Here is a 13296-nt window from a genome sequence, read left to right on the forward strand (position 1 = left end):
CGTGGGGCAGACGGAATGGACCAAAAAACAGGTCCCGGATTTTGACTGGGACTCCCTGAAGCGGGACGGCATCCTGATAAAGAGCGGCCCGGACAGCCTGGTGCTGGCCGGGGACCGGCCGGCGGGGACCCTCTACGCCGTGTATGACTTTCTGGAAAAGGAGCTGGGGGTCCGTTTTTGGACTCCGGGGGATGAATACGTGCCGCAGATGAAGGATATCAGGACTGCGGCAGACAGGGTGTATGTGCCCCCCTTCTATATCCGGGAAAACTTTTTCCGGCCGTATATGATCGACGAACGCTTCAAGGTGAAGCACAAGCTCAACGGCCGCACCAATCAGGGCACCTACCCCATAGTGCCCGACTGGGGAGACTGCTGGGAGCTGCTGGGAGACGGCCACACCTTCGGCAAGTTTTTGCCGGACAGCGAATACTTCGGAGAGCATCCCGAATGGTATTCGGAGATAGACGGCAAAAGGGTCTCCGGGGTGACCCAGCTGTGCCTCAGCAACGACGAGTGCGTGGAGGCTCTGACCCAAAGGGTGCTCGCCGAGTTGAGAAGGCACCGGGAGCCCAGGATGATCAGCGTGTCCCAGAACGACAACGAGCTCTATTGCCGCTGCGAAAAATGCCGGGCCCTGGCCGCGGAATACGGGGCCCAGTCGGGCCTCATCATCCGGGCGGTGAACCACGTGGCCCGGGCTGTCAAAAAGGAGTTCCCCGGCGTGCTGGTGGAGACCTTTGCCTATCAGTATTCCGTGGACCCGCCCCGGGATATCAAGCCGGAAGAGAACGTGCTTATCCGGCTCTGCAATATCAACGACGACTTTGGCACGCCTCTCAGGGATTCTCCCGCAAGCCCTTATCCCGACAGGGTCTCGGAGAACCTGAACTTTCTGAAGGCCATCGCCGGCTGGCACCGGCTCACGGACCGCCTGATGATCTGGAACTACACTGTCAATTTTGACGCCTTTTACTACATACACCCGGTGTTTTTCTGCCTGAAGCCGGACCTCCTGACCTTCAGGGACAACGGGGCGGTGGCTGTGTTTGAGCAGGGGGACGCCTACAACAACGGCTGCTCCTTCAACCTGCTGAAAGGGTATATGACGGCGGAGCTCATGTGGGACCCCGAGGCGGACGACGAGCAGCTCATGAAGGATTTTCTCCGGGGCTATTACGGAGACGCCTGGCCTTATCTCTATGAGTTCATATGCAAGGACACTCAGTGGCAGAGACAGAGCCCCCGGCCGCTGGTCTATAAGTCCTGGCGCTGCCCCTGGCTCACCAAAGACAGGTTCAACGAGGGTATGGGGCTGTTTTGCAAGGCTCTTTCTGCCGTCAGCGGCGACCGGGAAAAAAGCGAAAGAGTCCTGACGGAAGCCCTGTGCTTCCAGTATTCGCTCATCAAGCTCCGCGATGAGGAGCAGCAGGAATGGGCCGGCTGCGAATACTCCCTCTTCAGGGACACGGCGCAGTTTGAGAAATTTTTCCTTGCCCTGCAGAAGAAAAGGGGCAACCTGTATCACAACGAAGGCTGGACCTACTGGGGAGACGATTCCGCCTGGGAAGGGCAGCACCTGAGCCCCGCAGTCCTGCCGGAGGCCCTCAAAGGCCTCCCGCCGGAGGAGTATTTCTGCATTCCCGGAGAGGATCTCAGGGTGTATCTGCCCGGCAATGCCGGGGACCTGAAGCCCGATCCTCTGTCCGCGGAGGGCAAGGCGGGGGTCCTCTCTACCCACACCTATGAATGGGGCCTGACCCGCAAGATCACCCGCACCCTGCGCAAGGCGTACGAGGCCGGCTACAAGACGGCGCGGCTCTACGTCTCCGTCCGGGGGGAAGGTGCCCTGCGCCCCCATGATACCGCCTGCATGGTGCACCTGCTGGACATGGAGCCCGGCACCGGGCATACCTTCGTCATGTCCACGGATATGCTGTCCGGGGACAAATACACCGTCATAGACTGCGGCTCCATGAAGCTGTGGGACCCCCTGGACGTAAAGCTGATATTTGCGCCTCAGTGCAACGGCGCGGTAAAGGACGGGATATGGGTGGACAAGGTGTATATGATATACGGGAGATAAAAAATGGCGCTCCCTGCAGGAATCGAACCTGCGGCCCACTGCTTAGAAGGCAGTTGCTCTATCCCCTGAGCTAAGGAAGCGCGCTATTACAGCACTTTTATTATAGCACATTTTTTGAGGATAATCAATAGAGATACGTATTATTTGACCAAAACCGGCTTTTTGACGGACGAACGCTTGTTTTTGAGAGGAGATCGTGATGAAATATCTGCTGTTTGCCGCGCTGGCGCTGCTGCTGTTCCCCCTGTGCGCCCGGACCGAGGAGTATCCTCCTTATCACGCCTGTATGACCGAGCCCCAGATATGGGTGCTGGGAGATATAGGCAAGACCGAGGAGCGCTTCAGGATATACAAGGAGAACAACGTGGACATGCTGCGCATCGAGGCTGACTGGCGGGTGCTGGAGCCGGAAAAGGGCGTATGGGACGCCTCCCGGCAGATAGCGTATATACGCCTGGCCCACAAATACGGCTTTAAGATCAAGCTGATCCTGGGAGTGATGATGGCCCCGGCCCCCTGGTATATCAGGGAGCACCCGGAGTGCCTGACGGCAGATGAAAACGGCATATGTTCCATGAACACCATGAGCTACTGCTATCCGGGCCTGAAGGCTCTCATCAGGGAAAAGTCGGACAAGATACTGTCCCTCTTCAAAGAGGCGGGTGTCTGGGAGGATATAGTATATATCATACCCAGCTTCGGCCCGGCGGGAGAGCCCATCTATCCCCACCCCTGGACCATGGGCGCCGGCTACGATATCCCCCGCTTCTGGAACTATGACGAGAACGGGCAGGCTGCCTGGCGGGCCGCCATGAAAAAGAAATACAAGACCATAGAAAAGGCCAACAGAGCGTGGGGCACGGACTTTGAGAGCTTTGACGCCATGCCCCTCCTCTCCAGCGGAGAGAAGCCCGGCGCCTACTGGGAGGACTATCTCGTCTGGTACCGGGACGTGAAGCGTGACTTTGTCCGCTGGCAGATAAAGGATACCTACAGGGCTGCCAAAGGCAAGAAAGTATTGGTATATATCCCCGGCACCGCTTACAGCGAGGAGCTGTGGCAGGAGGCGGTGCGGACCGGCGAGGGGGACTGGATCATAAAAATGATGTGCGACTCCATGTGGGTCATGGAGGAGGCTCTGAGGCAGGGCGCCTGGCTGCAATACACCGGCTGCGACAACGCCGAAGAGGTGGCGCGCCTGAGAAAGTATCTGGACGATAAGGGGTATAAAGACGCGGTCATGTGGGGCGAGAACGCGGGCTACTTCAACTGCGCCAAGGACCCTCTGAAGCTGGCGGATACCTGCGTAAAGAACAGGCTCTACGGGCTGGACTACACCCACTCACACTTTGCCTTTACCCTGGAAGGGACCGACGAGATGCCGGATATAGAGAACTTTTCCGCCCTGCTGGATCCGAAGATCACCCCCAGGCCCCATCCCGTGATAATGCCGGAGCTCAGGGCGGCCTTTGGCATAGTGCGGGACTACAACGAGCAGCTGAGGAGGATACGGCGGCAATGATAAGGTGGATCGCCTTGCTGCTGTTGCTGCTTGCCGCTGCGCCGGCTGTTTGCGACTGCCACGCCTGTATGACCGAGCCGGAGATCTGGGTCACCGGCGATCTGCGGCAGACCGAGGAGCGCTTTAAGATATACAGGGACGCCGGGGTGGACATGCTGCGGGTCCAGGCGGACTGGCGGGTGGTGGAGCCCCGGGAAGGCGTGTGGGATATGGGCGGCCGCATAGAATATATACGGCTGGCCCGTAAATACGGCTTCAGGATCAAGCTGATCCTGGGAGTGATCATGGCGCCTCCCGTGTGGTTCAGGGAACAGCACCCCGACAGCCGGGCGGCGGACGAAAACGGGGTCTTCAGCGCCAACACCCTGAGCTACTGCTACCCGGGCCTGAAGAAGGTCATCAGCGAAAAGACCGACAAGATCATATCCATTCTCAGGGAGGCGGGGGTGTGGGACGACGTGGAATGCGTGATCCCGGCCTTCGGCCCCGCGGGCGAGCCCATCTATCCCCACCCCTGGACCATGGAGCCGGACTACGGCGAGCCCCGCTTCTGGAATTATGAGGAATGGGGACAAAAAGCCTGGCGGGCAGCCATGAAAAAGAAATACAGGACCATAGCCAGGGCCAACGCCGCCTGGGGCACGGAGTTTGCCGGCTTTGACTCCATGCCCCTGCTGAAAAGTGGCGAAAAGCCCGGCGCTTACTGGAACGACTACCTCACCTGGATGAGAGACATAAAAAGAGATTTTGTCCGATGGGAGCTGCGGGATATCCGCCGGGCTGCCAAGGGCAAAAAGGTGCTGGTGTATATCCCCGGCACCGCTTACAGCGAAAAGGACTGGCAGGAAGCGGTGGAAACCGGGGCCGGCAGCTGGACCGTCAAAATGATGTGCGACTCCATGTGGGTCATGGAGGAAGCCCTGCGGCAGGGCGCCTGGCTGCAATACACAGGCTGCGAAGACGGCGACGAGGTGGCCCGCCTGCGGAACTATCTGGACTCCCACGGACACAGGGACGCCGTCATGTGGGGCGAAAACGCAGGCTACTGGCGCGCCGCAAAAGATCCCCTGCATCTGGCGGACGTCTGCGTGAAAAACAGGCTCTGCGGCCTGGACTACACCTTTGCTCATTTTGCCTTTGCTCTGGAGGGCGCGGAGACCATGCCTGAGGTGGAAGACCTGAGCGCCCTGGCCGATCCGAATATCAGGATCAAGCCCCATCCCGTGATAATGCCCGAGCTCAGGGCGGCCTTCGGCATAGTGCGGGACTACAACCGGCAGATGGCAGCGCTGAGAAAATAAAGCTGCAGACAGTGAGGGGCTTTGTATGAGATATGTCATAACAGCTGCGGCTGCAGTCCTGCTTTTTGTCTTTGCCGCGGGGGTCCGGGCAGCGGGACCTGAATGCCGCGCATGCGTGACGGAGCCCTACGTGTGGGTCACCGGAGACCTGCAGAATACCGAGGAACGCTTTGGGATATACAGGGACGCCGGGGTGGATATGCTCAGGATAGAGGCCAACTGGTCCGCCCTTGAACGGTCGGAGGGCAATTGGGACGCCTCGCGCCAGATCGAATACATCCGCCTTGCCCGCCGTTACGGCTTCAGGATAAAGCTGATACTCGGAGTGGTCATGGTGCCCCCTGCCTGGTATGTGAGGCAGCACCCGGGCTGTCTGCCCGCAGACGAGGACGGTATCGCATCCCCCAAGACCCTCAGCTACTGCTATCCGGGCCTGAAAGCCCTCGTGCGGGAAAAGTCGGACAGGATAGTGTCTCTTTTCAAAGAGGCGGGAGTGTGGGACGACGTGGACTGCGTCATACCGGCGCTGGGTCCGGCGGGAGAGCCTATCTACCCCCATCCCTGGACCATGGGGGCCGGCTACGATACGCCCCGGTTCTGGAACTACGATGCCAACGGCCAGGCTGCCTGGCGGGCCGCCATGAAAAAGAAATACAAGACCATAGAAAAGGCCAACAGAGCGTGGGGCACGGACTTTGAGAGCTTTGACTCCATGCCCCTGCTCTCCAGCGGCGAGAAGCCCGGGGCTTACTGGGAGGACTTTCTCCTGTGGTACAGGGATCTGAAAAGAGACTTTGTCCGCTGGCAGATAAAGGACGCCCTGCGGGCAGCCCGGGGCAAGCGGGTGCTGGTGTATATCCCCGGTACGGCTTACACCCCGGAGGAATGGCGGGAAGCTGTCCGTACGGGAGAAGGGGGTTGGACCGTCAGGATGATGTGCGACTCCATGTGGGTCATGGAGGAAGCCCTCAGACAGGGCGCAGAGCTGCAATATACCGGCTGTCAGAACGAAGAGGAGGTGGCCCGCCTGCGGAATTATCTGGACTCAAAGGGGTATCGGGACGCAGTCATGTGGGGCGAGAACGCCGGCTATTGGCGCTGCGCCAAAGATCCTCTCAGGCTGGCGGAAATAGCGGTGAAGCACAGGCTCTGGGGGCTGGACTACACCCACGCCCACTTTGCCTTTATTCTGGAGGGGGCGGACAGGATGCCGGATACGGAGGACTTCACCCCGCTTCTGAAGCCCGGCATAGAGGTAAAACCCAGCCCGGTCATAATGCCACAGCTGAAGGCGGCCTTTGGGATAATACGGGACTATTGGCGCTCCGCTGATCGCTGCGAAGCGGCCGGCAGGACGCCAAGGCGTCTGACATACGGCCGGCCACGCCGATATGACGCGGGGCATTAGCGTGTGCGCCCGGGAGACGGCGGAGAAAACCATGATGTCCTCTTCCGGGGGCGGCTCTCATAGACAAGGCGGCCATCTGTGTGATATAATTATACGTGGGAAAACAGGCCTTGGGGCCGGCAATCAGAGAAGGATCATGGCAGACAGCAAAACCGATTTCAAAGCAAAATATTCCGCAAGGACCGAGTCGGGCTTTCCCGGCTCTCTGGACCTTTTCGGAGTGGAATACGAGAAGGTGGAGGATCTCCGTTACGGCACCAATCCTCATCAGGGGGCCAGTTTTTACAAGCCAAAGGGCGCGTCTGGTCTGACCTTCGGGGATATGGAGATACTGAAGCTGGGCAAATCCGGCCTCAGCGAGACCAATTATTCCGACCTGAACCACGGCGCGAACATAGTCAAGTATTTTGACGTCCCGGCCTGCGCAGTCATGAAGCATCTGAATCCTTCCGGCGCGGCCGTGCAGAACTCTCCGGACATGAGCGTCTGCGAAGTGTATAAGAGGGCCCGCAACGCCGACGCGGTGGCGGCATTCGGCGGCACGGTGGTATTCAACTGCAGGGTAGATCTTGATACGGCCAAAGAGATAATGACCTCCTTTGTGGAGGTGGTGGCCGCTCCCGAGTTTGACCCGGACGCAGTCAGCGAGCTCCACAAGGGCGAGGAATACAAGGTCAACAAGGAGATACGCATCGTCCGGCTGCCCAATATAGACCGGCTGCCCAAGTGGGTGGGCGACCCCGCCGCTCCCACCGTCAAGACCCTCATGGACGGCACCATAGTGGTGGCCGAGCCACTGCTGACTTCTGTCAAAAGCGCCGCTGATCTGGTGAACGGCACCTGCTACCGCAAAAAGACCGACACAGAATACTCGGTGGCCACTCCCGCCACGGAGCAGCAGCTCAGGGACCTGCTCTTCAGCTGGTACGTGAATCTCAGCACCCGTTCCAACGGCGTGGTCATAGCCAAGAACGGCGTCACCCTGGCGGTGGGCACCGGCCAGCAGGACAGAGTGGCGGCGGTGCGCCAGGCCATAGCCAAGGCCCGGGAAAAGAACGTCTCCGGCGAAAGCCTGGAGGGAGCCGTGCTGTCCTCCGACGCCTTCTTCCCCTTCCGGGACAGCGTGGAGGCCTGCGCCGAGGCAGGCATCAAGGCCATCATACAGCCCGGCGGTTCCCTGAGAGACTGGGACAGCATCGAGGCCTGCAACGAACACGGCATAGCCATGGTGTTCACGGGCGAGCGCTGCTTCAGCCATCATTAAAGCATCGATTCACAAGGCAGGCGGCGTCGCCTGCAGGACAGCGTTGCGGCGAGGCGCAGCGCCGGATACACAGAGGATACGCATATGAAAGAGATCACAGCCGGCTTTCTGGCAGACACGGAAGCCGAATACAGGCAGAGCGACATACACACCGTGGCCCGGCGGGCTCTCGCCAAAAACTCTATAGGCAGCATCACCAGAGTGAGCGAGCAGACCGAGTTTACCCGCAACAGGTTTTCCGTCAATCTGCAGACCCTGCCGGCCACCAACTAAAAGTCCAGCGGGCGCTGCTGGATCTTTGCGGGCTGCAACGTGCTGAGAGAGCTGGTGGCCAAAAAATACGACCTCAAGGAGTTTGAGCTGTCCCAGAACTTCGTGGCCTTTTATGACAAGCTGGAAAAGTGCAACTTCTTCATGGAAAAGGTCATGCTGCTCATGGGCGACCCCGGGGAAGAGCGCACCCTGGACACCATCCTCTCCCGGGGCATAGAGGACGGCGGCCAGTGGGATATGTTCGTCAATATCATCCGGAAATACGGGGCCGCTCCCAAGGACGCCTTTCCGGAGACCTATCAGAGCTCCAATTCCGCCGAGATCAACCATATGCTCAATAAATACGTGCGCCGGTTCGCCGCCGGGATCAGGCAGATGACGGATCCGAAGGAAAAGGAAGCCCTGAAGACCGGGATGCTGAAAAACATCTACAAGATGCTGTGCTCCGCTTTTGGCGTGCCTCCCCGCCGCTTCTCCTTTGAATACGTGAACAAGTCCGACGAATACAATCTGATCAAAGACATCACTCCGGCGGAGTTTTACCGGGAATACATAGAGGCGGATCTGGACGGAGTGGTCAGCGTCATCAACAGCCCCACCGCCGACAAGCCCTTCAACTGCACCTACACCGTGAAGTATCTGGGCAACGTGGCCGAGGGCAACAGCGTCAAATACATCAACCTGGAGATGGAGAGGCTCAAGGAGCTGGTCATCTGCCAGCTGAAGGACGGCTCCCCCGTGTGGTTCGGCAGCGACTGCTCCAAGGAAGCCGCCCGGGATGAAGGAGTGTGGGACGACCTCTCCTTTGACAGAGACAGGCTCTTTCAGATAGACACCCGCATGTCCAAGGGCGACATGCTGGATATGAGGGAGAGCGCCATGAACCACGCCATGGTGATCACCGGCGTCAATCTGGAGGACGGACGGCCCACAAAATGGAAGATACAGAACAGCTGGGGCGAGGACACGGCGAACAAAGGCTATTTTGTCGCCACCGACTCCTGGTTCGATCAATACGTCTTCCAGGCGGTAGTCTGCAAAAAGTATCTCACCGACGCAGAGAAAAAGGACTGGGAAAAGGAGCCCGTCAAGCTGGAGCTGTGGGACCCGATGGGCACCCTGGCCGACTGACGCCGGCAGGCTTGACACACTGCGGGATATACTGATATAATCATTACGGAAGGGAGCTTGCGCGCGCAGGCTGAGAGGAAGATCGGCTTCGACCTGAAACCTGATCCGGATAATGCCGGCGTAGGTGCATCGCGAGAATAATGCGTCCCTTTTTTGGGACGCTTTTTGTTTGAGGGCTCCCTGATACTCTGCAGGAGGAAAAATGGTAGTATCTCTGACCATCATCCCCTTGGGCGGCGGGGATGAACTGAAAGAAAAAATAGCCGACATAGTGGCCATCATCCATGACAGCGGCCTCTCTTACAAGCTGGGCAGCATGCAGACCTGCATCGAAGGCGAGTGGGACGAGGTAATGGAGGTGGTGCGCCGCTGCCACCACAAGGCCCTGGAGTCCGCCCCCAGATGCCTGACCACCGTCACCATAGACGACCGCAAGGGCTTCACGGGCAGGCTGGAAGGCAAGGTGCGGGACGTAAAGGATATACTTTCCGACAAGGAGCTGAGCGTTGAGTGATATACACGTGGGCAAGCTGTCCCCCGACAGAATGAACGCCCTGATCGCCGGCCGTCTGGGCGCCTCCGACAGCCGTATCGTCATGGGGCCCGGAGCGGGTCTGGATTTCGGCGTGACGGACTGCGGAAACGGCATGGTCATGGCCATAGCCGAGGACCCCATATTCCCCGCCGCGGGCCTGCCTCTGGAAATGATGGGCGAGTTTACCGTGCACATCGGCGCCAGCGACGTGGCCGTGTCCGGCATCAGGCCGGAGTTCATGACCTACTCGCTGCTGCTGCCTCCGGGAACGCCGGTGGAGGAAACGGAAAAGATCATCCAAAAGATCTCCGACACCGCCAAGTCTCTTGACATAGCCATAGTGGGGGGCCATACAGGCTGGTATTCCGCCGTGAGCCTGCCCATAGTGGGCGGCATCACCGTGTGGGGCTTTGCCGGCAAGGACGAATGGACGTCTCCGGGCGGAGCCCGGCCGGGAGACGCGCTCCTGATGACCAAGGGACCCGCCATAGAGGCCGCGGCCCTGCTGGGAGTCCTCTACAGCCAAAAGGACACCCCTCTCCCGCCGGAGACCGTCTCTGCCCTTCTGGGACGGGTGAGCCAGATCACGGTGGTGGAGGATGCTCTCACCGCTTGGGCCGCCGGCGGCGTCCACGCCATGCATGACGCCACCGAGGGAGGAGTTTACGGAGGTATGTGGGAGATGAAAAACGCCGCGGGCGCAGGCCTCGAAGCCGTCCTTTCCCGGGATATGGTGCCCGCCGACATACAGGCTCTGGCCGACTATCTCTCCTTTGACCCCTGGACCGTGATCAGCGAGGGCACCCTGCTGGCTGCCGTCAGCCCCGGCAGCGTGGAGGCGGTAAGGGCAGCCTGGAGCAAAAAAGGTATAAAGAGCGAAGTGGTGGGGACCTTCACAGACGGCAGGTCGAGCCTGGTGAGAGACGGCAGGGAGACCGGTTTCCCTGAGCCGGAGACAGACCCCTTCTGGAATTTGTTTGACAACGCGTTATCATGATCAAAGCAGTATTTTTTGACTGGGACGGCACTCTGTGCAACAGCATCCCGAATATACAGAAGACCTTTGGCCTGGCCAAAAAGGAGCTGGGCTTTGACTATACTTACGACAGGTTCCGCCTGCTCATAGGAGTTCCCACCACCGAGCAGGGAAAGGCCGTCATGCCGGAGGACCCCGAGCGCTATATCGAGTGCTACCGGCGGATATATGCGACCATGGGCGACGACCCGGCCTATCCCGGAGCGGCGGAGGCCCTGAACGGGATCAGGGCTCTGGGGGTCTCCCTGGGGATAGTGTCCAGCAAGACCCGCCTTTCCCTCACAGCCGCCGCAGAGCGGCTGGGGCTCTGCGGGCTGTTTGACGTGATGGTCTGCGGCGGCGAGACCGACAGGCCCAAGCCGGACCCGCAGCCGCTGCAGGCGGCCCTGGCTCTGGCGGGGCTGCAGCCCGGCGAGGCCCTCTATGTGGGAGACAGCTTTCAGGACCTGATGTGCGCCCGCGGGGCCGGCGTCAGGGTGGCCGCCGTCGCCTGGGGGGCCAGGACAGGAGAAGAGCTGGCGACACAGAGCCCCGATTTTCTGGCAGAGAGCTGGGAGGACCTGACAGAGGCGGTGAAGCAGCTGATCTGACCCTGTTTTGACAAAAATCGGCCCGGCTTGCTTTTTTTTGCAAATGACTGTATAATAAAAGAGTATGCGGAGAGATGGCTGAGTGGTCGAAAGCGGCTGCCTGCTAAGCAGTTGTACCAGTTAATTTTGGTACCCCGGGTTCGAATCCCGGTCTCTCCGCCATTTTTTCAGGAACGCAGTATGGAATACAGAGTACTTTCCGACGGCCTGAGGCTGCCCGTCATCGGACTGGGGACCTACAAGGCGGAGAACTGCGCGGACACGGTGTCCCGGGCCATCGAATACGGCTACAGGATGTTTGACACCGCCGAGATGTATCGCAACGAGGCGGAAGTGGGCCGGGGCATAAGGGCTTCGGGCGTCAGCCGCGAGGAAGTGGTGATAGTCACCAAGCTGTCCCACAAGTCCTATGACCGCGCAGACGAAGCGGTGCGCGGCTGCCTGGAGCGGCTGCAGACCGACTACATCGATCTCATGCTGCTGCACTGGCCCTTCGGCAACTATTACGCCGCCTGGAGGACTCTGGAGGACTTCAGAGCAAAGGGAGTCATCCGGTCTGTCGGAGTGTCCAATTTTGAGCCGGCGGGCCTCATAGATCTCATCAATTACAATGAAACGCCGCCCTCTGTGGACCAGATCGAGACTCACCTGTGGTGTCAGAGAAAAGACTGCAGAAGGTGGATGGACAAATACCATGTGGCCCACATGGGCTACGCCCCTCTGGGACACGGCGCCAAAAATCATATGCTGGAGCTGCCCGCTGTGCAGGGCCTGGCCCGGAAATACGGCGTCACCGGCGCTCAGATATGCCTGAAATTTCAGATAAAAGAGGGGGTCATCGTTATCCCCAAGACTTCGCGCCCCGAGAGGCTGAAGGAAAACATAGACCTGTTCGGCTTCGATCTCACGGACGAAGAGACGGAGCTGCTGCGGGCGCTTGACAAGGACGAGCCCTTTATCGGAACACCCGGACTGCCCGAAAAGGCGGAAGCGGCTCTTTTGTGGTAAGTAATATGAAAAAACTGTTTTTGGCCATTGCGCTGCTGCTCTGTTGCGCGCCGCTGCTGGCGGACGGCTTTGCGGACAAGGCGAAGTATTTCAACCTCATGCGCAACAAGCCCATGCCCCTTACGCTGCAGCAGCTGAGGGCGGAGCCCGACAAGAACACCCAGCCCTATCTGGAGATAAGAGGCGAGGTGAACGCTGTAAAGGGCGACGCCGTCTGTCTGAAGCAAGGCGACCTGCTGGTCTGGATATCCATGCCGGCGGGCACCCACATGGCAGAGCTGGAGGAAGAGGAGCTGGCCTGCCTGGTCAGCTATGACAAGAACGCCCTGCTGTCCCTGAGCGGCTTTGTGTGCCACGTGTGGACCTACAAGTTTCCTCTGGAAAAGTATGAAGAAGAGATGAAGGCCGGGGCTGCCCGGGCCGCCTCTTCCTACGCCCCCACCGGGCTCAGCTTTGCGCAGCCCTCCAGGGACATAGACAGCTCCGTGCGGAGCATCATAGAATCCGTGTCTCACATAATACGCTCCACCAACCCTGCTCTCTCCCAAAACGAAGTGGACGCCTATACCTACGGCATCATCAAGAACTGCAGCGAATATGAAGTGCACCCCCTGCTGGTGTGCGCCGTCATCACCGAAGAATCCCGCTTCAAGGCCAACGCCACTTCCCGGGCGGGCGCTTGCGGCCTGGGACAGCTGATGCCGGCCACGGCAAGAGGCATGGGGATCAAGAATCCCTATGACCCACAGCAGAATATATACGGCACCGTGCGTTATCTCAAGAGCCTTCAGGAGAGGCTGTGCGGCAAGAGCTTCAACGAGCTGTCCTGGGAGGACCTGTCCCTGGTGCTGTCCGCCTACAACGCCGGCCCCGGCAGGGTGCGCAAATATGGAGGCGTGCCGCCTATCAAAGAGACCCAGAAATACGTGATCAAGGTGACCAACACCTACAAGAAATATCTCACGCTTTCACTGTAGGCTGCAAAGGACTGCGCTGCCGCGCAGTCTTTTTTTTTTCGCCCGCTCTCTCCGGCGGTGGGCATGGCGTTGTTCCCTTTGTCCCGTTCAACAACACGTCATATCGGCGGTGAGAGCACTCTGCTCTCACCGGTAAGATATCCCCTGTCACGGAGCTGCAAGCCC

At 59.4% G+C, this 13296-nt stretch carries 12 protein-coding genes, 2 tRNA genes and 1 riboswitch; of the genes, 13 read left to right on the forward strand and 1 reads right to left on the reverse strand.

The genetic code is table 11. The features are described from left to right. On the forward strand, positions 1-2086 hold a 2086-nt coding region (locus IK083_02525), incomplete at its 5' end, for a DUF4838 domain-containing protein (GenBank protein MBR4748434.1). A gap of 4 nt (positions 2087-2090) precedes the next feature. Here IK083_02525 and IK083_02530 read toward each other — a convergent pair. After that, positions 2091-2166: transfer RNA gene (locus IK083_02530), tRNA-Arg, on the reverse strand. A gap of 119 nt (positions 2167-2285) precedes the next feature. On the opposite strand from IK083_02530, the gene IK083_02535 reads away from it, so the two are divergent. The 12 genes from IK083_02535 (at position 2286) to IK083_02590 (ending at position 13131) form a co-directional block, all read left to right on the forward strand. Then, the gene (locus IK083_02535) at positions 2286-3608 is read left to right on the forward strand and encodes a beta-galactosidase (GenBank protein ID MBR4748435.1); all 1323 of its coding nucleotides are present in this window, start codon (positions 2286-2288) and stop codon (positions 3606-3608) included. Next, positions 3605-4909 carry a beta-galactosidase gene (locus tag IK083_02540; protein ID MBR4748436.1) on the forward strand — a complete coding sequence of 435 codons (1305 nt, stop codon included), beginning with the start codon at positions 3605-3607 and terminating at the stop codon, positions 4907-4909. The genes IK083_02535 and IK083_02540 overlap by 4 nt, the downstream gene beginning before the upstream one ends. 25 nt (positions 4910-4934) lie before the next feature. Continuing rightward, complete coding sequence (locus tag IK083_02545) at positions 4935-6317, forward strand: beta-galactosidase (GenBank protein ID MBR4748437.1); 1383 nt, start codon at positions 4935-4937, stop codon at positions 6315-6317. Between the two features lie 136 nt (positions 6318-6453). Further along, positions 6454-7581, forward strand: coding sequence for an IMP cyclohydrolase (locus IK083_02550; GenBank protein ID MBR4748438.1), 1128 nt, complete (start codon positions 6454-6456; stop codon positions 7579-7581). Positions 7582-7665: 84 nt separating this feature from the next. Continuing rightward, positions 7666-7854, forward strand: a complete 189-nt coding sequence (locus IK083_02555) for a hypothetical protein (protein ID MBR4748439.1) — start codon at positions 7666-7668, stop codon at positions 7852-7854. Between the two features lie 39 nt (positions 7855-7893). Beyond that, positions 7894-8985, forward strand: coding sequence for a hypothetical protein (locus tag IK083_02560; GenBank protein MBR4748440.1), 1092 nt, complete (start codon positions 7894-7896; stop codon positions 8983-8985). A gap of 39 nt (positions 8986-9024) precedes the next feature. Continuing rightward, a riboswitch (TPP riboswitch) is annotated at positions 9025-9131 on the forward strand. Between the two features lie 56 nt (positions 9132-9187). After that, the gene (locus tag IK083_02565; protein ID MBR4748441.1) at positions 9188-9499 is read left to right on the forward strand and encodes an MTH1187 family thiamine-binding protein; all 312 of its coding nucleotides are present in this window, start codon (positions 9188-9190) and stop codon (positions 9497-9499) included. Continuing rightward, positions 9492-10517, forward strand: coding sequence for an AIR synthase family protein (locus tag IK083_02570; protein ID MBR4748442.1), 1026 nt, complete (start codon positions 9492-9494; stop codon positions 10515-10517). The genes IK083_02565 and IK083_02570 overlap by 8 nt, the downstream gene beginning before the upstream one ends. Further along, positions 10514-11146 (forward strand): HAD family hydrolase, encoded by a 633-nt coding sequence (locus IK083_02575; GenBank protein MBR4748443.1) that lies wholly within the window; start codon positions 10514-10516, stop codon positions 11144-11146. The genes IK083_02570 and IK083_02575 overlap by 4 nt, the downstream gene beginning before the upstream one ends. Positions 11147-11214: 68 nt before the next feature. Then, positions 11215-11308: transfer RNA gene (locus tag IK083_02580), tRNA-Ser, on the forward strand. Between the two features lie 18 nt (positions 11309-11326). After that, positions 11327-12154 (forward strand): aldo/keto reductase, encoded by an 828-nt coding sequence (locus tag IK083_02585; GenBank protein MBR4748444.1) that lies wholly within the window; start codon positions 11327-11329, stop codon positions 12152-12154. Between the two features lie 5 nt (positions 12155-12159). Continuing rightward, positions 12160-13131, forward strand: coding sequence for a lytic transglycosylase domain-containing protein (locus IK083_02590; GenBank protein MBR4748445.1), 972 nt, complete (start codon positions 12160-12162; stop codon positions 13129-13131). The last annotated feature ends 165 nt before the right edge of the window (positions 13132-13296 follow it).

The sequence above is a fragment of the Abditibacteriota bacterium genome, assembly GCA_017552965.1.
GTDB lineage: Bacteria > Armatimonadota > UBA5829 > UBA5829 > UBA5829 > RGIG7931.

Coding starts and splice junctions, on each gene's coding strand:
- IK083_02535 (MBR4748435.1), top strand. CDS start 2,286: ATGAAATATCTGCTGTTTGCCGCGCTGGCGCTGCTGCTGTTCCCCCTG.
- IK083_02540 (MBR4748436.1), top strand. CDS start 3,605: ATGATAAGGTGGATCGCCTTGCTGCTGTTGCTGCTTGCCGCTGCGCCG.
- IK083_02545 (MBR4748437.1), top strand. CDS start 4,935: ATGAGATATGTCATAACAGCTGCGGCTGCAGTCCTGCTTTTTGTCTTT.
- IK083_02550 (MBR4748438.1), top strand. CDS start 6,454: ATGGCAGACAGCAAAACCGATTTCAAAGCAAAATATTCCGCAAGGACC.
- IK083_02555 (MBR4748439.1), top strand. CDS start 7,666: ATGAAAGAGATCACAGCCGGCTTTCTGGCAGACACGGAAGCCGAATAC.
- IK083_02565 (MBR4748441.1), top strand. CDS start 9,188: ATGGTAGTATCTCTGACCATCATCCCCTTGGGCGGCGGGGATGAACTG.
- IK083_02575 (MBR4748443.1), top strand. CDS start 10,514: ATGATCAAAGCAGTATTTTTTGACTGGGACGGCACTCTGTGCAACAGC.
- IK083_02585 (MBR4748444.1), top strand. CDS start 11,327: ATGGAATACAGAGTACTTTCCGACGGCCTGAGGCTGCCCGTCATCGGA.
- IK083_02590 (MBR4748445.1), top strand. CDS start 12,160: ATGAAAAAACTGTTTTTGGCCATTGCGCTGCTGCTCTGTTGCGCGCCG.